Here is a 19,201-nt window from a genome sequence, read left to right as displayed (position 1 = left end):
CCAGGGGAGAACGGACGGTCTCGGTGGCGGGGCTGACTGCCCGTTCACCCAGACCGAACTCCCGTCCGCCGTTCATCGCAGATCCGGTACCGGCCGCCTAGCCTGGCCATCAGGGGCCCCCGCTTGCCGGCTGCATGGTGCACGATCATCTGCAAATGCGTATGACAGATCGAACGGCACGTTGTGTGACCCCCTGCGCGGCTCGGGCCACCAGTGGTGCGGGAGGAGGCACGGCGTGACTGTGCTGGATTCACGACCGGGCAGGTCCGGTGACCCCGACGGTGGGCTCGGCGACCCGATCGAGGCGCCCGGCGCGCTCTTGACCGATGCCGGGGTCAGCATGGCTCCTGTGGAAGACCTCGGTGCGGGCCGCGGCCCGTTCTGGCTGGACGATTGGCTGCGCGCCAACGCGGCCGACGTAGTGGCGTGGCGTCGGCACCTGCACGCGCACCCCGAGCTGTCGCGGCACGAGTTCGCGACGACCGAGCTCATCGTCTCGCTGCTGCGCGCGGTCGGGCTGAAGCCGTGGGTGCTGCCGGGTGGCACTGGTGTCGTCTGCGACATCGGGCGGGGCGAGCGGTGCGTGGCACTGCGCGCGGACATCGACGCGCTGCCGCTCACCGAAGCGACCGGGCTGCCCTACGCCTCCGACACCGACGGCGTCGCGCACATGTGCGGGCACGACGCGCACACGGCGATCCTCCTGGGCGCCGCGCGCGCACTCGCCGGCGCGCCTGAGCTGCCCGGCCGGATACGGCTGATCTTCCAGCCTGCCGAAGAGGTCATGCCCGGCGGCGCGCTGGACATGGTCGCCGCGGGCGCGCTCAACGACGTCGAACGGATCTTCGGGTTGCACTGTGACCCGCGCCTGGAAGCGGGCAAGGTCGGCACGCGCGTCGGGGCATTGACCTCCGCCGCGGACCTGATCGAGCTGAGGCTGACGTCGCCCGGCGGGCACACCTCGCGCCCGCACCTGACCGCCGACCTCGTGTACGCGCTGGGCACGGTGATCACTTCGCTGCCTTCGGTGCTGTCGCGACGGGTCGACCCGCGTTCCGGCACCGTGCTGGTGTGGGGCGCGGTGCACGCCGGACAGGCGGCCAACGCGGTCCCGCAGGACGGCCTGTTGCGCGGCACCCTGCGTACAGCCGACCACGAGGTGTGGAAGTCGCTGGAGCCGCTCGTCGCGTCGTTGGTCGAATCGCTGCTGGCGCCGACCGGTGCCGGGTTCACCCTCGACTACCGTCGCGGAGTGCCGCCGGTGGTGTCCGACCCGGAGTCGACCGCGCTGATGCGCGCCGGCGTGGAAGCGGCTGTCGGCGAAGCGGGCTTGGCCAGCACGGAGCAGTCGTCCGGCGGCGAGGACTTCGGCTGGTACCTCGAACACGTCCAGGGAGCCTTCGCACGCCTCGGCGTGTGGTCCGGTCCGCCGGCTCCGCAGGCGGACATCCACCGCCCGACGTTCGTCCTGGACGAGCGTGCCCTGCTGGTCGGTGTGCGCACTCTGGTTCATACCGCGCTCACCTCGCTGGTGTGACAGTTGTCCACAGCCCCGCGGGGTGCTGTGGACAACTCAGGTGGGGGAGGGATACCCCTCGTCCGGGTTCACCGTGACGGGGGATCCCCCGGTTTTGTGGCCGGCCCACCGGTCGGGCGGCGGGTGCTCACCGAGGGTGCATCCGGTGGTCGCCCGGTCCGCTCCCCAGGGTGAATATTCGGACGTTTCCCGTTCTCTGGCAACGGATTTCGTCATTCACGCCGGCACGTCCGCGGACGTGCCGGCCCGGCCGGGCGCGACGGTGATCCGGGCCGGGTGCGTCCTCGGCGGGGACTGCGGCGCCGGGCCGGTGCCTGGGGTACGGGCGTACTGGTCGTTCCGCCTGGTGAGACGAGTTATCCACAGGCTCTCGGGCGCTGGGGACAACTCGGATCCGCCGGTGTTCACCTGCTGGTAAGCGGCCGGTCATGCGACGGCGGGCACGTTCCCCGCGGGTGTGCGCCGGTCTTCGCGGGGTCGGCAGTCAGGGTGTCGGCAAAGTCGGTGTGGAGGGCCCTGCGCAGCTGCGGAAGGCTGTGAAGGGGCCCTTCACGGACTCAGAGTCCGTGAAGGGCCCCTTCACGGACCCGAAACCGGTCCGGCGCACGCCACGAGGTGGTCGCACACACCTCCGCATCGCCCGCTGCCGGGTCCCCGACCAACTTTGCCGGAACCCTGGGGTCGGCAGTGGTCAATTATTCGGCTGCGGAAGAGACGTGCCGTGCGTCAGCTCGCCGCCGCGCAGCGCTAGCCCGAAGCAGTACTTGCCCCGAACTCGACTTGCCCGGACTCGGGGCAAAAGCAGCGCCGGGCCAGGGAGCGTGGCTCGGCTCAGCCGGTGATCCCGGTGCATGGGCGGGTCCGCAGATCGTCCACGTAATCCACCGGGGCGCCCGCGGTCTCCGCGGCCTCGGCGAGCACGCCCAGGTATCTCGCGGACGGCAGGCCGCCCTCGTAGGCGTCCAGGACGTACAGCCAGGCCAGCACCGAGCCGTCCATCGTCTGCACCCGCAGCCGGATCTTCGTGTGCATGCCCAGCTCGCCGCCTTCCCAGCGGTCGAGGCGTTCCTCGTCCAGCGAGGTCACGTCGTAGAGCACCACGAACACCCGGGAGGAGGGGTCTTCGACGATGGTGGCCAGCGCGCCTTCCCAGCCGATGTCCTCGCCGCCGAAGGTGAGGCGCCAGCCTTCCAGCCAGCCGGTGCCCGCCATCGGCGAGTGCGGGGCACGCTCCAGCATCTGGGCGGGCTCCATATTGGATCCGTACGCGGCATACAACGGCACGGGCGACAGCCTAGCGACCCGTCCGCCGCACGAGCGGATGCACATGCCGTGTCCGGCCACTTGGCTTGTCCGCGGTGCTCGCCGCGTACCGTGAGCACCACCGCCAGTACCGCTATCGAGGAGGACCTCAGGTGAGCAGGATCGTGATCATGGGCGGCGGCCCGGCGGGGTACGAAGCCGCTTTGGTCGCGGCGCAGCACGGCGCCGACGTGACGATCGTCGAGCGGGACGGGCTCGGTGGCGCCTGCGTCCTCTACGACTGTGTCCCGTCGAAGACGTTCATCGCCTCCTCCGGCGCGCTCGCCAAGATGCACGACCTCGGCGAGCTGGGCATCAACACCGACCTCGCGGACACCGCCGTCGATCTGCCCACAGTGCACGGACGGGTGAAAGGCCTCGCGCTCGCCCAGTCGGCGGACATCCGCGCCCGCGTGCAGCGCGAGGGCGTGCGCGTGATCAACGGCGAGGCCCGCTTCTGCGACGACGAGCCAGGCCTGGCCACCCACAAGGTTTCCGTCACGCATGCCGCCGACGGCACGGTCGAAGCACTGAACGCGGACGTGGTGCTCATCTCCACCGGCGCGACCCCGCGCGTGCTGCCCGGTGCCGTGCCGGACGGTGAGCGCATCCTCGACTGGCGGCAGCTCTACGACCTCACCGACCTGCCGGAGCACCTGGCCGTCATCGGTTCCGGCGTCACCGGCGCCGAGTTCGCCTCCGCGTACACCGAGATGGGCGTCAAGGTCACCGTGGTGTCCAGCCGGGACCGCGTGCTGCCGCACGAGGACGCGGATGCCGCGGCAGTGCTGGAAGAGGTCTTCTCGCAGCGCGGCACCACCGTCGCCAAGCGGGCCCGCGCGGAACGGGTGGAGCGCACGGAAAAGGGCGTCGCGGTGCACCTGGCCGACGGCCGGGTGATCGAGGCCAGCCACGCGCTGATGACCGTGGGGTCCGTCCCGAACACCAAGGACATCGGCCTGGAACGCGTCGGGATCGAGCCGGGGCCCGGCGGGTTCATCACGGTGGACCGGGTCTCGCGCACCAGCGTGCCGGGCGTCTACGCGGCCGGTGACTGCACCGGCGTGCTGATGCTCGCATCGGTGGCGAGCATGCAAGGCCGCATCGCGATGTGGCACGCGCTCGGCGAGGGCGTCGCGCCGATCAAGCTCAAGACCGTGGCCGCGAACGTGTTCACCCACCCGGAAATCGCCACTGTCGGGATCAGCCAGCAGGCTATCGACTCCGGCGAGGTGCCCGCGCGCACGATCATGCTGCCGCTGGCCACCAACGCGCGGGCGAAGATGGAAGGCCTGCGCCGTGGGTTCGTGAAGTTGTTCTGCCGCCCGGCGACCGGGGTGGTGGTCGGCGGGGTGGTCGTGGCGCCGACGGCGAGCGAGCTGATCCTGCCGATCGCCCTCGCGGTGCAGAACCAGCTGACGGTGGACCATCTGGCGCTCACGTTCTCGGTGTACCCGTCGCTGTCCGGATCGATCACCGAAGCGGGCCGTCAGCTGATGCGCCACGACGATCTGGACTGATTTCCCGCGCCTGCGCAACCCGGCGCCCGGCCCCGCGTCTTGCGGGGTGAAAAGGCGGATGCTGGAGAAGGGCCGAGTTAGTGCGCATGAGGGCGGTTTTCGTGGTGGCGGCGGCGATCGGGGCGGCTGCGGTGGCGGTGCCGGCGGTGGCCGGGGCCACCGCCGGGGCGGGGGAGCCGGTCGCGGACCGGGCGCCGCAGGCGGATCAGGTCACCGTCCAGCTGAACCAGGACACCGCCGCGACGCAGGGGAAGGTCGGGCACTTCCAGCGCGGCGACGTGAACGTCGCGCTCGCGAACTGCGCCGGTGCGAAGGCGGGCTCGGCGACGTTCAGCTCGCCGGTGCTGTGGTTCTCCGACTACAGCTTCGGACAGTTCGTCGACGTCAAGGCGACCATGGGCGCGGAGGCGTACCTGGTGTCCGGTACCGCTGCCGGGCAGTACCCGCTCACCGTGACGTGCGGCGGAAAGTCTTCCACCACCACGTTTTCGGTGCCCGCCGAGCAGGTCGGCCAGGTGCCCGACGGTGCGGCGAAAGCGGGCGACGGCAGCCTCGCCGAATAGCCGCGAGGCAGTACGGGGAAGCCGCCGGGAATGTTCCCGGCGGCTTTTTTCGTGTCGCGACCGTTATCCACGGCGGCAACCCGGACGGGTGCCGAGACGTCTTCAGGGAGTCGGTGGAAAGCACCCGGATGGCAGGGGAACTGCGCTCCGGGTGGGTGAATGCCGCCGGCGGAAAGGTGAAATCCATTTTCCTGGGGATTCGGCTCCTGGGGATTCGGCTCAGGGTGTCGGCAAAGTCGGTGTGAGGGGCCATGCGCAGACGGCGGAGGTCCGTGAAGGTCCGTGAAGGGCCCCTTCACAGACTTCGGGACAGGTCCGGCGCACAGCGCGAGGTGATCGCGCGTCTCGAACACCGCCGCTTCGCCTGCTGCCGGGCGTGGTCGACGACGGCAGGCGCCGCCGATGATGACGCGGCGGCCACGGCACCCTGCTGATCACGGGTCCTCGGCCAACTTTGCCGGGACCCCTGGGGATTCGGCTCCTGGGGATTCGAGGGGACTGTCATGAAGCGAATCGCATTGTTCTCCGCCGTTGTCGCGGCCGGTCTGCTGACCGCCGCGCCCGCGTTCGCCGCGGACCAGACCACGGCACCGCCGAGCAGCACGACCGGCTCGCCGGCGCCCACCACCCGACCGGCGCCCACCACGGAGCCGACGTCGACGCCGCCCGCCGACGACGGAGGCGACGCCGGCGTCCCGAAGGCGTATCTGCGGGTGCTGCCCTCGTCCGGCCGGGCCGGGGACAAGGTGGTCGTGCGGGTCGGCTGCGAGGCGCAGTCCATCGCGCACCTCACCTCGGCGGCGCTCGACATCGGCCCGCTGCACCCGGTCGGCTCGCAGAACGACCCGGACAAAGCGCCCGTTTCACAGGGGCGTGCCACCGTGCGCGAAAACGTGAAGCCGGGCACCTACAAGGTCTCCTTCGAATGCGGTGGCGCGGCGATCGCCACGAAGTTCACCGTGCTCCCCGCGAAGCAGGCGGGGCAGAAGCAGGTGGGGCAGGTGCCGATGGGGGCGCCGCAGACCGGGGGTACCGATGGGCCGGTCGACGACTCGTCGCCGGGTCTGCCCATCGCGGCTGCTGCAATGGGCGTGCTCGCGCTCGGCGGCACCGGGCTCGTCGCTGCGCGCCGCCGCGTGCGCGGCTGACTCTGCCGGCCCCGGTACTGGCTCCGAGGGCGGCCAGTACCGGGTTTTGGTCCGAAGGGGTGAGACATGCTGAGGAGAACGCTGGCTGCGGCGGTTTGCGCTGCCGCGGTCGTGGTCGCCGGGTGTTCATCAGGATCGGCGCCGGTCGCCGCGCCGGGCTCGAGCGTGGCCGCGCCGGATGTGCCCGCACTGCCCAGGTCCACGCCGGTTTCGCTGGACGTGCCGAGGATCGCGGCGCATTCGAGCCTGGTGCCGCTCGGGCTGAATCCGGACCACACGGTGCAGGTGCCGCCGGTGAGCACGCCACTGCAGGCCGGGTGGTACGAGTACGGCCCGACGCCCGGCGAGATCGGGCCCGCGGTGGTTCTCGGACATGTGGACGGGAACAAGCAGAAGGGGATTTTCTCCCGGCTGAAGGAAATGCGGCCGGGAGACACCGTGGCGATCGCCCGGCAGGACGGCCGTACGGCGAATTTCGTGGTGACCAAGGTCGATCAGGTGGCCAAGGACGTCTTCCCGAGTGACGCGGTGTACGGCGACACCGCGGACGCCGAATTGCGGCTTATCACCTGTGGTGGCGCATTCGACCGGGCCGCGCACAGCTATCTGGACAACATCATCGTCTACGCGAAACTGACCGGTGACGATCACTGAGCGAATCGGGTGGGTGAAAGGCGGCCGATGTTGTCGGTCCCGGGTGCCAGACTGAGGCGGACTGGCAGCAAACCGGGAGGTTGCGATGATCATCAGAACCGAACCGTGGCCCGTGGGCACGCCGTGCTGGGTCGATCTCATGGCGCCCGACCGTGCGCGGGCGATCGCGTTCTACGAGGCTTTGCTGGGCTGGCAGGTGTCCGTCAGCGGGCCGGAGACCGGCGGATACGGGATGGCGGAGGTGGCGGGCCGTCCGGTGGCCGGGATCGGCGAGATCCCGCCGGACCAGCAGATGCCCACGCAATGGACCACCTACCTCGCAGTGTCCGATGTGGACGCGACGGCGGGCGCGGTGACCGCCGCGGGCGGGCAGGTGCACGCGCCGCCGATGGACGTGCCGGGCGCGGGCCGGATGGCGATCGCCGGGGACGCCGCCGGTGCGGTGTTCGGCCTGTGGCAGCCGGCCGGGCACCTCGGCACCCAGGTCACCCTCGCCCCCGGCGCGGTGGCCTGGAACGAGTGCATGGTCGAGGACTACGCCGCGGCCCACAAGTTCTACGGCGACGTTTTCGGGTACTCGTTCGGGGACATGTCCGGCGAGGGGTTCACCTACACGACGCTGGAGGTGGACGGCCGTCCGGTCGGCGGTCTCGGGAAATCCCCGTCGGACGGCTCCCGCGAAACCGGCTGGCTCACCTACTTCTGGGCCGCGGACTCCGATGCGGCGGCAGCGCGCATTCCGGAGCTGGGCGGCACGGTGCTCAGCGAGCCGGTGGACACCCCGTTCGGCCGGATGGTCGCGGCGAAAGACAACCAGGGCGCCTCCTTCAGCCTGATGGCGCCGAACGAGCAGTCCGGCACGCAGGAAGGCTGGGGTGCCTGAGTCCACGCGGAACCCCCGTGGTCACGCGGGGGTTCCGCAGGCCGCTCTCGTCAAGCTCCCGGGCTACCCGCCCTGATCCGGGAGGCTGTGAAGGGACCCTTCACAGCCTCGGCGTCCGTGAAGGGTCCCTTCACCGACGCAGCCAGGGCGGCGTAGCCGCGGCACCTCAGCCCTCCACCCAGTCGAAGGTCTTGGTCACCGCCTTCTTCCAGTTGCGGTACTCCCGTTCGCGGCGGGATTCCGCCATGGCCGGGTCCCACTGCTTGTCCTTGGCCCAGTTCGTGCGGATGTCCTCCTCCGAGGACCAGAAGCCCACCGCCAGCCCGGCGGCGTAGGCGGCGCCGAGCGCGGTCGTCTCGTTGACCACCGGGCGGATCACCGGTACCCCGAGGATGTCCGCCTGGAACTGCATCAGCAGCTCGTTCACCACCATGCCGCCGTCCACCTTCAGGGACTTGAGCGGGACGCCGGAGTCGGCGTTCATCGCGTCGATCACCTCGCGGGACTGGAACGCGGTCGCCTCCAGGACCGCGCGTGACAGGTGGCCCTTGTTCACGAAGCGGGTCAGGCCGACGATCGCGCCGCGCGCGTCCGAGCGCCAGTACGGGGCGAACAGGCCGGAGAACGCCGGGACGAAGTATGCGCCGCCGTTGTCCTCGACCGTGCGGGCGTACTCCTCGATCTCCGCCGCTGTGCCGATCATGCCCAGGTTGTCGCGCAGCCACTGCACCAGCGAACCGGTGACCGCGATCGAACCCTCCAGTGCGTACACCGTGTCGTTCGAGCCGATCTTGTAACAGACCGTGGTGAGCAGGCCGTTCTCCGACATCACCTTCTCGGTGCCGGTGTTGAGCAGCACGAAGTTGCCGGTGCCGTAAGTGTTCTTCGCTTCGCCGGGGGACAGGCACGCCTGGCCGAAGGTGGCCGCCTGCTGATCGCCGAGGATGCCCGCGATCGGCACGCCGGCCAGCGCCCCGCGCTCGCGCACCTTGCCGTACTCCTCCGAGGACGACCGGATCTCCGGCAGCATGGACAGCGGAATGCCCATCTCGGCGGCGATTTCCGCGTCCCACTGCAGGGTGTCCAGATCCATCAGCAGCGTGCGGGAGGCGTTCGTCGGATCGGTGACGTGCACCCCGCCGTTGACCCCGCCGGTCATGTTCCACAGCACCCAGGTGTCCATGTTGCCGAACAGCAGCTCACCCGCCTCGGCCCTGGCCCGCACGCCGTCGACGTTGTCCAGGATCCACTTCACCTTCGGGCCGGAGAAATACGTCGCCAGCGGGAGGCCGGTCTTCGCGCGGTACCGCTCCTGTCCGCCACCGAGGGCACCCAGTTCGGTGACGATCTTGTCCGTCCGGGTGTCCTGCCAGACGATCGCGTGATACACCGGCCGACCGGTGTGGCGGTCCCACACCAGGGTGGTTTCCCGCTGGTTGGTGATCCCGACCGCGACCACCTCCGAGGCCTGCAGATCGGCCTTGGCCAGTGCCCCCGCGGCGACCGCCCGGGTGTTCTCCCAGATCTCCTCCGCGTCGTGCTCGACCCAGCCGGCCTGCGGGAAAATCTGCTTGTGCTCACGCTGGTCGACCGCGACCGCGCGGCCGGAGTGGTCGAAGATCATGCAGCGGGTCGAGGTGGTGCCCTGGTCGATCGCGGCAACGTAGCTGGTCATCGGATACCTCCAGAAAGATCGGCGGGCGTCGTCAGGTCAGGTTGTGCACGGCGAGGTAGAGCAGCGCGGCGATCGCCCCGCCGATGAGCGGGCCGACGACCGGCACCCACGAGTAGTTCCAGTCCGGGTCGCGCTTGCCCTTGATCGGCAGCAGGAACGCGTAGGCGATGCGCGGGCCGAGGTCACGGGCCGGGTTGATGGCGTAGCCGGTCGGCCCGCCCAGCGAAATCCCGACCACCAGCACGATGAACGACACCCCGGCATAGCCCAGCGCGGCGTTGCCGAAGGTCGGCACGCCGTCCTGGCTCGCGTAGACCGGGCTCAGCAGCACCCAGCCGACCAGCACGAAGGTGCCGATGATCTCGGTGACCAGGTTCCACGCCTTGTGCCGGATCTGCGGGACGGTGGAGAAGATGCCCAGCGTCTCGGCCGGTTCGGGATGGTCGTCGAACTGCAGTTTGTAGGCCGCCCAGCAGAGCACCGCGCCGAGGATCGCGCCGGCGAACTCGCCGATCAGGTAGAACGGTACGTCCGGCCAGTGGGTCTTGCCCGAGATGGCCAGCCCGAGGGTGACCGCGGGGTTGAGATGCGCCCCGGTCGGGGCGGCGAGGCTGGCCCCGGCGAACACGCCGAACGCCCAGCCGAACGTGATGAACAACGTGCCCGCGTTGTGCCCGTTGTTCTTGCGGAGTACGTGGTTGGCCACGACCCCGTTACCCAGCAGAATCAGGACTGCGGTTCCCAGCAGCTCCCAGATGATGATCGCTCCGGCACTCACCGCTCTACCTCCACACTGGACAGTTGGCGCGGGGGTCGGGCGCCTGCGGTGTCACGGCCACGTCGCCGACCCGGTTCGCGGCACGTTACCGGTGCGTAGGAAATCGTTCCAGATGCCGCTTGCCGCAATGTCATCACGGCCGCCGCGGGTTACGCCACACGTGTCACCTCGGGGTGAGCGGGTGATCACCGGGCCGTGCGATGCTGGAGGCGGCGAGTACGAGGAGGAGCCAGTGGTGACGAGTTCTCAGCACGGTGCCGCCCGCGACCGGGGCCAGGGCCGGAATCCGGCCCGGCTGGGCCCGGCCGGCCGCGAGGAATCGTGGCGCCGGTTCGGCGAGCAGACCTACGACCTCGTGGTGATCGGCGGCGGGGTGGTCGGCGCGGGTACCGCGCTGGACGCGGCTACGCGCGGCCTGCGGGTCGCGCTGGTCGAGGCGCGCGATCTGGCCTCGGGCACATCCAGCCGGTCCAGCAAGCTTTTCCACGGTGGGCTGCGCTATCTGGAGCAGCTGGAGTTCGGGCTGGTGCGGGAGGCGCTGCACGAGCGTGAGCTGATGCTCACGACGATCGCGCCGCACCTGGTGAAGCCGGTGAGTTTCCTGTACCCGCTGACGCACCGCGTCTGGGAGCGCCCGTACACCGCGGCCGGGCTGCTGATGTACGACACGATGGGCGGCGCGCGTTCGGTGCCCGGCCAGAAGCACCTCACCCGGGCCGGTGCGCTGCGGATGGTGCCCGCGCTCAAGCGGTCTGCGCTGATCGGCGGTATCCGTTACTACGACGCGCAATCCGACGACGCCCGGCACACCATGACCGTGGCCCGCACGGCTGCGCACTATGGCGCTGTGGTGCGTACGTCCACCCAGGTCGTCGGGTTCCTCCGCGAGGCGGATCGGATCTCCGGGGTCCGCGTACGCGACGTCGAGGACGGCCGGGAGACCGAGATCCACGCCGGCGCGGTGATCAACTGCACGGGTGTGTGGACCGACGAGCTGCAGCGCCTGTCCGGCGGCCGCGGCCGGTTCCGGGTACGCGCCAGCAAGGGCGTGCACATCGTGGTGCCGCGGGACCGGATCGTCTCCGAGACCGGGATGATCCTGCGTACGGAGAAGTCGGTGCTGTTCGTGATCCCGTGGCGCAACCACTGGATCGTAGGCACCACGGACACCGACTGGAACCTCGACCTCGCGCACCCGGCAGCCACCAAGCACGACATCGATTACCTCCTCGAACACGTCAACACGGTGCTCGCCACCCCGCTCACGCACGACGACATCGAAGGCGTGTACGCGGGCCTGAGGCCGCTGCTGGCCGGGGAGAGCGAAGAGACGTCGAAGCTCTCGCGGGAGCACGCCGTCGCCCGGGTCGCCCCCGGTCTGGTCGCCATCGCAGGCGGGAAGTACACGACGTACCGGGTGATGGCCGCCGACGCGGTGGACGCGGCCGTGGTCGACCTGCCCGGCCGCCCGCCGTCGTCCATCACGGACAAGGTGCCGCTGCTCGGCGCGGACGGTTACCACGCGCTGGTCAACCAGGCCGATCACCTGGCCGCCCAGCACGGGCTGCACCCCTACCGCGTCCGGCACCTGCTCGACCGTTACGGCTCGCTGGTGCACGAGGTGCTGGCGCTCGCCGACGGCAGGCCCGAGCTGCTCAAGCCGATCGAATCGGCGCCGGACTACCTCGGCGTGGAGGTCGTGTACGCGGCCAGCCACGAGGGTGCGCTGCATCTGGAGGACGTGCTCGCCCGCCGGACCCGGATCTCCATCGAGTACGCGCACCGCGGGGTGGACTGCGCGGAGCAGGTGGCGCAGCTCGTGGGCGAGGTGCTCGGCTGGTCCGCGGAGACCGTGGCGCGCGAGGTGGCCGTCTACCAGGCTCGGGTGCAGGCCGAGCGCGAATCGCAGTCGCAGACCACCGACGAGTCCGCGGACGCGCTGCGAGCGGCGGCTCCGGAGGCTCGCGCGGGGCTTATCGAACCGGTCAGCTGAGCGGGCGCGTACGGATCCAGCGCACGAGCGGCTGCCCGGCCTGCGAGGTGTCGGCCTCGTCGAGCCGGGTGAACCCGCATCGCCGCGCGACGATCGCGGAGGCGGCGTTGCTCTCCCGGTGCCGGTAGACGATCTCGCTCAGCCCGAGCCCGCCGAAGCCGAACCGCAGGGCCGCGGACAGCGCGGTGACGGCGACCCCGTTGCCGCGCGCCGCGGGGTGCGTCCAGACCGAGGCCTCGGCGCTGCCGAAGGTGAAGTCGAGGTCGCGCAGCCCGACCTCGCCGAGCAGCCGCCCGGTGGCAGGTTCGGCGACCGCCCAGGAACAGCGCTCGTCGCACGCCCATTGCGCCGCTCGCAGGGTGACGTACTCGGTGGCCTCATCGAGCGTCCCCAGCCGGTAGTTCCGCACGTACCGGCGGTGTTCCGTGTCCGCGAACGCCTCCATCAGCTGGGGCCGGTCGTCGAGGAGCCGGTCCGCGCGCAGCTGACGCAGGTAGTACTCGCCTGCGTTGATCTCCACGGGTTCCACGGCACGAGCGTAACCAGGTTCGGGGTCGGCCGGCGCCTGCCGGGCAGGCAGCCTGGGTGAACGTCAGCGGACGGGCAGTTCCACGTGGACCGCGGTGCCCTCGCCGGGGGCCGATTCGACCGTGAGGGTGCCCGCCACCTGGTGGACCCGCTGCTGCATCGCTTCGAGGCCGAAGCCGGTCCCCGCGCCGCGGTCCCCGGCGGTGAAGCCCCGTCCGTCGTCGCGGATGTCCAGCAGGGTCAGGGTTTCGGTGTAGGTCAGGGTGATCACGATCCGGCCGGCCGCGGCGTGCTTTTCCGCGTTGGCCAGGGCTTCCTGCGTGATCCGGTACAGCGTTGCCTCTTGCTCGGCCGGCAGCGGGCGCGGCGTGCCTTCGGCGCGGGCCGTCACGTCGGCGCCGGTCCGCTCGGCCGTCCGGCGGGCCAGCTCGGCGAGGGCCTCCGGCAGGCGCGCGTCGGCCAGCGGCTCCGGGCGGAGCGCCTGCACCGCGCGGCGGGCCTCGGCGAGGCTGTCCTTCGCCAATGCGTGTACCTGTCCGAGGTGCCGCTGCCGGTCCTTTTCGGACTGTGCCTGGCCGGCGGCGCGTAGCTGGGTGACGATCCCGGTGAGACCCTGTGCCACGGTGTCGTGGATTTCCCTGGCCATCCGCTGGCGCTCGTCGCGGACGCCGGATTCCCGGGCCTGGACAAGGAGTTTCTCCTGCAGTGCGGCGTTCTCCGCCAGCGCCGTGGTCAACTGCTGATTGGTGCGGCGGCGTTGCTCGCTTTCCGCGCCGACGAACCACGCGGCGTACAGGATCGGCCCCACCACGGACACGACAGTCACCCACGGTGCGGTATCGGTCTGCCAGAAACCCTTCGCCAGCAACGGAACCAGCGCCGTGGCGGCGGCCGCGAAAATACTCCACCGCGCGGTGAAGAGGACGAACGCGATCGGGTAACCGACGGAGCCGAATGCGCTGAAGACCTCCACCCGCGCCGCCAGGAACGTCGACGCGGCCAGCAGCCCTGCGAAGAAACCGATGGTGCATAACGGATTCCGCGTGCGCCGTGGGACGAGTGGGATCAGGAGCAGCAGCCACAACGCCGTCCCCGCGGCGAGAACCAGGGTGCCGCGCCACTGTGCGGGGCTGCCGTGCTCTGTCATGCTCGTGATGACCGTGCACACCACCAGCGCGGTGATCGAGATGACGGCGACTGCCGGACCCGCCCGCCGCTCGGCGCGCGGATCGACGAACCCCGGTCGTAATCCGATCATCGGGTCCTCAGCGGCGTCGCCACCCGGTCAGCAGCAGGGCCGCGACCGGGAGTGCGAAGACGATGAACAGCCTGCCACGGGACAGCACCAGCACGGCAATGCTCACCGCGATGGAAATCGGTAGCGCGTAACGCATCGCGAAGCCGGCTAGCACGCTCTCCCGCACCCGCTCGGGTTCCGCGGCGGCGCGGGGCGCGGCCAGCAGAACGCTGGGCCGGGGCGAGGGCAGATCCTCGAACAGCGGGATCAGCTCGCTCACCAGCTTCGCCTCGGTGACCTTCGCCGAGCGGACGCCGTACTCGTCGATGTCCAGCCGCCCGGTGCGCACGTGTTCGGTGAGGACGTCGAGCGCGTCCTGGCGCTCCTCGTCGCTCAGCCGCATGTCGGACATGGCGGGGCTCAGTCGAGCCGGCGGCGACGGTAGTCGTCGCGCATCTCACGGCGGCGGTCACGGTGGTCGAGCCGGTGCTCCCGATGCCGGTCGCGGTGGTTGCGGTTGTCGAAGTGGTCGCCCCACAGGGACCGCCCGATGATCGTGAGGACGATCGGCGCCGCGAGCAGGATCCACAAGCCGTGGGTGGCGGTGAGCGCGATCGCGGCGATCCAGAACAGCGGCAGCAACCCGGCTGCGAGCCGCTGGGCGGCGGACCAGCCCGGCCGCGCCGCGGCCACCTCTCCGGACGGGGACGCGGCGGCCTCCGGAACGGCCGCCGGTGCGGCAACTGCCGCCGGAACCCCGCCGTAGGCCGGATGGGGCGCGGGCAGATCGGCGAACATCTCGGCCAGTTCACCACGGGTCCTGGCCGCGGTGATCCGGGCGGATCGCTCGCCGTATTCCTCGATGTCGATCCGCCCGGCGCTCATGTGCTCACCGAGCGCGGTCAGCGCGGACTCACGTTCCTGATCGCTGATCCGCAGCTGCGGAGACGGAACTTCGGTCACACCATCGATGGTATGCGCTCCGGTGCCCGCAAGCCCGTGAGATCCGCCGGGACTTCAGTCCTTGAGCTCCAGCAGCGGGCTGCCCTGGCTCACCGTGGCGCCGACGGCGACGGAAAGGCCGGTCACGGTGCCCGCTTTGTGTGCGGTGACCGGGTTCTCCATCTTCATCGCCTCCAGCACCAGGATCAGCTCGCCCGCCTCGACGTGCTGGCCCTCCTCGACGCCGATCTTCACGATGGTGCCCTGCATCGGCGCGGTGACCGCGTCGCCGCTCACCGCGGCCTTCGCGCCACCGGCCCGCTTGCGCGGCTTCGCCTTCGCCGCGGCCGCCGGGCCGCCCACCGGCGCGAAATCACCGGGCAGCGACACCTCCAGCCGCCGTCCGCCGACCTCGACGACCACGTTCTGCCGCGGCTGCGGCTCCTCGGCCTCGGTGTCCGGCGCGGTGAACGGCTCGATCCGGTTGTCGAACTCGGTCTCGATCCAGCGGGTGTGCACGGCGAACCCGTGCTCGTCGCCGACGAACGCCGGGTCGTCGACGATCACCCGGTCGAACGGCAGCACGGTGGCCATGCCCTCGACCTCGAACTCGGCCAGCGCGCGACGGCTGCGTTCGAGCGCGTTGGCCCGGTCCGAGCCGGTGACGATGAGCTTGGCGAGCATCGAGTCGAACTGGCCGCCGATCACGCTGCCGGACTCCACGCCGGAGTCCACCCGCACACCGGGGCCGCTCGGCGCGGCGAACCGGGTGACCGTGCCGGGCGCGGGCAGGAAGCCACGGCCGGGGTCCTCGCCGTTGATCCGGAATTCGATGGAGTGCCCGCGCGGCTCCGGGTCTTCGAGAATGCGCAGCTTTTCCCCGCGGGCGATGCGGAACATCTCGCGCACGAGGTCGATCCCGGTGGTCTCCTCCGATACCGGGTGTTCCACCTGCAGCCGCGTGTTCACTTCGAGGAAGGAGATGGTGCCGTCCGTGGCCACCAGGTACTCGACCGTGCCCGCGCCGTAGTAGCCGGCTTCCTTGCAGATCGCCTTGGCCGACTCGTGGATCCGCGCGCGCTGCTCGTCGGACAGGTACGGCGCGGGCGCCTCCTCGACCAGCTTCTGGTGCCGGCGCTGCAGAGAACAGTCGCGCGTGCCGACCACGATCGCGTTGCCGTGCTGGTCGGCCAGCACCTGCGCCTCGACGTGCCGCGGCTTGTCCAGATAACGCTCCACAAAGCACTCGCCACGGCCGAAGGCGGCGACGGCCTCGCGGGTGGCGGACTCGAACAGTTCCGGGATCTCTTCGCGGGTACGCGCGACCTTCAGCCCGCGGCCACCGCCGCCGAACGCCGCCTTGATGGCCACCGGCAGGCCGTGCTCGTCGGCGAAGGCGAGGATTTCCTCGGCGTCCTTGACCGGTTCCTGGGTCCCGGGCACCAGCGGCGCACCGGCGCGCGTCGCGATGTGCCGCGCGGTGACCTTGTCCCCGAGGTCGCGGATCGCCTGCGGGCTCGGCCCGATCCAGGTGAGCCCGGCGTCGAGGACCGCTTGCGCGAATTCGGCGTTCTCGGACAGGAAGCCGTATCCCGGGTGCACCGAATCGGCGCCGGAACGCTTGGCCGCGTCCAGGATCTTGTCGATGGCGAGGTAGCTTTCCGCGGCGGTGGTGCCGCCGAGCGCGAACGCCTCGCCGGCCAGCCGCACGTGCGGTGCGTCGCGATCGGGATCGGCGTAGACCGCCACACTGGCGAGTCCGGCGTCCTTGGCCGCTCTGATCACCCGCACCGCGATTTCGCCCCGATTGGCGACCAGGACCTTCGTCACCGGACCGCCCGCGTTCGCGATGTCCTGCTCGCTCACCCCGTACCTCCCGCATTCTTCAGCGGCACTGCTGGTCATTCGGGAGTCTACGGATCAGTACGGACCCCCGGTTGAGAGCTGGACCACCACCAGGCGGGTTCGTCATACCCGCGCGCCGCGGCGCAATTCGACCGGGAGTTCGGTGTCGAGCACGATCACGTCATAGGGGTTGACCTGGTGGATCTTCGGCAGATGCGCGGTGTTGACCAGGATCCACGGCTGGTGTTCGCCGCAGCAGTCCACGAGCCGGTCCAGCGCGGTGAACGCGACGAGCGCGATCCGCCCGTCCGGGGTGTGGCGCAGCTCGATCGAGGCACCGGTGCCGCCGTCGGTGGTCGGACCGTTCGGGCCGGTGGGCAGGTACAGAGCCGGAGGCAGGTTCGGATTCGTCACCCGGACAACATAGACGGACACGCTGTGCGAGGTCGCTTACAGTCTCGATATGCCGACTTCGCCGAAGCGTGCGCCCCGGGCCACAGTGGTCACTGCGGCCGTTGCCGCCGCGGTGGCGGTCGCCGCGCTCGTCGTGATCGTGGTGTTGCGCCAGAGCAGGGAGATCACGCCGGCGTCGTCCGGTGCCCCGGCCGCGGCGCCTGCCCAGAACGGCGAAAAGTGCGGGCCCGACCCGTGCCGTCAGCTGGCCGCGGTCAGCGTGGGCGGGCTGCCCGTGAAGCTGCTGGCGGACGCCTCCGGGGGTAGCGGCCGGGTCAAGGTGGGCGGTCAGCCGGTACTCGACTTCGAGCTGGCGATCACCGGGATGGGCGCGAAGCTGACTGACCATTCCCTGCGGTGCGTCGACGGGTCCCCTGCGGCCTGTCTGGTCCGGGGGAACACGAGCGGCGGCGCGTACGGGGAGCTGCTCATCGCCGAGGGCGGTTCGTGGGGCCACTACGGGAAGCCGTACTTCGCCGACGCAGGCACGCTCTCGCTGAACGACGTGACCGGAGACGGCAGCCCGGACGTGATCCTGGTCCGGCACGAATGTCCGGACGAGACGCCCGGTACGCCCAAGTGCAAGGAGTCGCCGGTACTGGCCGAGGTGTACGAGCTGAATGGCGTCCAGTTGGGCTGCACTGCGACCGTGACGTCTCCGTCCAACCTGCGCGGCTGGCCGGAGGTGGAGGTCAGCCGTACGCAGTTGCATCCCTGCCCGGACGGTTCCTGAGTCCGGGCAGGGACACTGCTCAGGCCGGGGCCGGCTGTGCTGCCGAGCCGTCGTCGCCGTGCTTCGGGCGTGCCGTGCTGGCGTGCAGTACTTCTTCGTCGAGCAGGCCTTCGCTGCGGGCTACGACGACGGGCACCGCGATCTGGCCCGCGACGTTCGTCGCCGTGCGGATCATGTCCATGATCGGGTTCACCGAGTAGATCAGCGCGATGCCCAGCGCCACCTGCTTGGCGTCCAGCCCGATGAACGCGGTGGTCAGCGTCAGCGCGGTCAGCCAGCCGGTGGTGCCCGCGGTGGCCAGCGCGCCGAGCACGGCGACCAGCACGATGCCCGCGTACTGGCCGAAGTTCAGCGGCGTACCGGACAGATTGGCGATGAAGATGGCGCCGATCGCCGGGAACACTGCGGCGCAACCGTCCATTTTGGTCGCACTGGCGAGCGGAGTGGCGAAGGCGGCGTATCCCGGGTCGACGCCGAGGTTGACCGCGGACTGCCGGGTCAGTGGCAGCGTCGCGGAGCTCGACTGCGAGGCGAATGCAAACTGGATCGCGGTGCCCGCCTTGGCGAAGAAGTCCAGCGGGTTCACCTTGGCCACGAACTGCAGCAGGATCGGGTACACCACGAACAGCACCAGCAGGGAGGCGGCGTACACCGCGAGAGTGGTGGACAGCAGCGGGCGGAACAGCGCGTCGCCGTAGTTCGACACGGCGGCACCGATCAGGCCGATGATGCCGATCGGCGCGAGCCGCACGATCCAGCCGAGGTAACGTTGGATGATCTCGAACAGGCTCGTGGTGAAGTCGACGAACGGCTTCGCCTTGTCACCGAGGCTGTACGCCGCGGCGCCGATCACCACGGCGAGGAACAGCACCTGCAAGGTGCTGCCTTCGGCGAAGGCGGAGAAGAAGTTCTCCGGCAGCAGGCCCTTGATGAAGGAATCCCAGGAACCCCACTTGCTCACGCTCTGCGCGGCCTTGTCCGCGTTCTTCGCGGTCGCCGCCACACCCTCGCCGAGCCCGCCCGAGCCGGGGTTGAACAGCGTGCCGACGGCGATGCCGATCAGCGACGCGACGAACGAGGTGATGGCGAACCACAGCACGGTCTTCCCGCCCAGCCGGGCCGCTTTCCGTCCGCCGCCGAGCCGGTGCAGGCTGGTGATGCCGACCACGATCGCGGTGAAGACGAGCGGGATCACCGCGATCTGCAGCAGCGTGGTGAAGATCGTGCCGATCCGGTCGAGCACGTCGGTCAGCCCACTCGACCCGGTGGTGCGGGCGAGGATGCCGAAACCGGCGCCCACCACCAGTGAACCGAGGACCGAAGCCGCGAACACTTTTGGTCTGGCGTAGGTCGAGAAGAAGGACACGTGGCCACCCCTGGGTTGAAAGTTTCCGTCCGGCCCGATATGGG

18 protein-coding genes are annotated in these 19,201 nt (G+C 70.3%); 8 read left to right on the top strand and 10 right to left on the bottom strand.

Annotation, left to right across the window (positions count from 1 at the left end):
- Positions 1-235: 235 nt before the first annotated feature.
- Positions 236-1,537, top strand: a complete 1,302-nt coding sequence (locus tag ATK36_RS12160) for an amidohydrolase (protein ID WP_098511370.1) — start codon at positions 236-238, stop codon at positions 1,535-1,537.
- An 831-nt stretch (positions 1,538-2,368) separates the two neighbouring features.
- Here the strand turns inward: ATK36_RS12160 and ATK36_RS12155 are convergent.
- A complete protein-coding gene (locus ATK36_RS12155; protein ID WP_211291864.1) occupies positions 2,369-2,821 on the bottom strand; it encodes a gamma-glutamylcyclotransferase family protein in 453 nt (150 codons plus the stop codon).
- Positions 2,822-2,952: 131 nt separating this feature from the next.
- Between ATK36_RS12155 and ATK36_RS12150 the strand changes: the two genes are divergently transcribed.
- The 5 genes from ATK36_RS12150 (at position 2,953) to ATK36_RS12130 (ending at position 7,607) form a co-directional block, all read left to right on the top strand.
- Positions 2,953-4,359 (top strand): NAD(P)H-quinone dehydrogenase, encoded by a 1,407-nt coding sequence (locus ATK36_RS12150; RefSeq protein ID WP_098511367.1) that lies wholly within the window; start codon positions 2,953-2,955, stop codon positions 4,357-4,359.
- Between the two features lie 86 nt (positions 4,360-4,445).
- Entirely contained in the window at positions 4,446-4,922 is a 477-nt protein-coding gene (locus ATK36_RS12145; protein ID WP_342752004.1) for a hypothetical protein, read from the top strand.
- Between the two features lie 503 nt (positions 4,923-5,425).
- Positions 5,426-6,070: a hypothetical protein gene (locus ATK36_RS12140; RefSeq protein ID WP_098511365.1), complete on the top strand. Its 645-nt coding sequence runs from the start codon at positions 5,426-5,428 to the stop codon at positions 6,068-6,070.
- Between the two features lie 66 nt (positions 6,071-6,136).
- Positions 6,137-6,724 carry a class F sortase gene (locus tag ATK36_RS12135; RefSeq protein ID WP_098511364.1) on the top strand — a complete coding sequence of 196 codons (588 nt, stop codon included), beginning with the start codon at positions 6,137-6,139 and terminating at the stop codon, positions 6,722-6,724.
- Positions 6,725-6,809: 85 nt separating this feature from the next.
- Positions 6,810-7,607, top strand: coding sequence for a VOC family protein (locus ATK36_RS12130; protein WP_098511362.1), 798 nt, complete (start codon positions 6,810-6,812; stop codon positions 7,605-7,607).
- A gap of 166 nt (positions 7,608-7,773) precedes the next feature.
- On the opposite strand, the gene glpK is transcribed toward ATK36_RS12130, so the two are convergent.
- Together glpK and ATK36_RS12120 are read right to left on the bottom strand one after the other, a co-directional pair.
- Positions 7,774-9,282 (bottom strand): glycerol kinase GlpK, encoded by a 1,509-nt coding sequence (gene glpK, locus ATK36_RS12125; RefSeq protein WP_098511361.1) that lies wholly within the window; start codon positions 9,280-9,282, stop codon positions 7,774-7,776.
- A gap of 31 nt (positions 9,283-9,313) precedes the next feature.
- Positions 9,314-10,060, bottom strand: a complete 747-nt coding sequence (locus ATK36_RS12120; protein WP_098511359.1) for an MIP/aquaporin family protein — start codon at positions 10,058-10,060, stop codon at positions 9,314-9,316.
- Positions 10,061-10,295: 235 nt separating this feature from the next.
- On the opposite strand from ATK36_RS12120, the gene ATK36_RS12115 reads away from it, so the two are divergent.
- The gene (locus ATK36_RS12115) at positions 10,296-12,053 is read left to right on the top strand and encodes a glycerol-3-phosphate dehydrogenase/oxidase (protein WP_098514823.1); all 1,758 of its coding nucleotides are present in this window, start codon (positions 10,296-10,298) and stop codon (positions 12,051-12,053) included.
- Here the strand turns inward: ATK36_RS12115 and ATK36_RS12110 are convergent.
- The 6 genes from ATK36_RS12110 to ATK36_RS12085 form a co-directional block, all read right to left on the bottom strand.
- Complete coding sequence (locus ATK36_RS12110; protein WP_098511358.1) at positions 12,046-12,582, bottom strand: GNAT family N-acetyltransferase; 537 nt, start codon at positions 12,580-12,582, stop codon at positions 12,046-12,048. The two genes, ATK36_RS12115 and ATK36_RS12110, sit on opposite strands and share 8 nt — an antisense overlap.
- Positions 12,583-12,645: 63 nt before the next feature.
- Entirely contained in the window at positions 12,646-13,839 is a 1,194-nt protein-coding gene (locus ATK36_RS12105; RefSeq protein ID WP_098511356.1) for a sensor histidine kinase, read from the bottom strand.
- A gap of 7 nt (positions 13,840-13,846) precedes the next feature.
- Positions 13,847-14,230, bottom strand: a complete 384-nt coding sequence (locus ATK36_RS12100; protein WP_098511355.1) for a DUF1707 SHOCT-like domain-containing protein — start codon at positions 14,228-14,230, stop codon at positions 13,847-13,849.
- An 8-nt stretch (positions 14,231-14,238) separates the two neighbouring features.
- Complete coding sequence (locus ATK36_RS12095) at positions 14,239-14,781, bottom strand: DUF1707 SHOCT-like domain-containing protein (RefSeq protein WP_098511353.1); 543 nt, start codon at positions 14,779-14,781, stop codon at positions 14,239-14,241.
- Between the two features lie 54 nt (positions 14,782-14,835).
- On the bottom strand, positions 14,836-16,626 hold the full coding sequence (locus ATK36_RS12090) for an acetyl/propionyl/methylcrotonyl-CoA carboxylase subunit alpha (protein ID WP_098511352.1): 1,791 nt from the start codon (positions 16,624-16,626) through the stop codon (positions 14,836-14,838).
- Positions 16,627-16,728: 102 nt separating this feature from the next.
- Positions 16,729-17,019, bottom strand: coding sequence for an SAV_915 family protein (locus tag ATK36_RS12085; RefSeq protein ID WP_170069706.1), 291 nt, complete (start codon positions 17,017-17,019; stop codon positions 16,729-16,731).
- A gap of 49 nt (positions 17,020-17,068) precedes the next feature.
- On the opposite strand from ATK36_RS12085, the gene ATK36_RS12080 reads away from it, so the two are divergent.
- Positions 17,069-17,791, top strand: a complete 723-nt coding sequence (locus tag ATK36_RS12080) for a hypothetical protein (RefSeq protein WP_098511349.1) — start codon at positions 17,069-17,071, stop codon at positions 17,789-17,791.
- A 19-nt stretch (positions 17,792-17,810) separates the two neighbouring features.
- Here ATK36_RS12080 and ATK36_RS12075 read toward each other — a convergent pair whose 3' ends face one another.
- A complete protein-coding gene (locus tag ATK36_RS12075) occupies positions 17,811-19,157 on the bottom strand; it encodes a dicarboxylate/amino acid:cation symporter (RefSeq protein ID WP_170069705.1) in 1,347 nt (448 codons plus the stop codon).
- Positions 19,158-19,201: the final 44 nt, after the last annotated feature.

Origin of the sequence: Amycolatopsis sulphurea (genome assembly GCF_002564045.1) — a bacterium.
Classification (GTDB): Bacteria; Actinomycetota; Actinomycetes; order Mycobacteriales; family Pseudonocardiaceae; genus Amycolatopsis; species Amycolatopsis sulphurea.
This window is presented reverse-complemented; position numbering and strand designations above follow the sequence as displayed.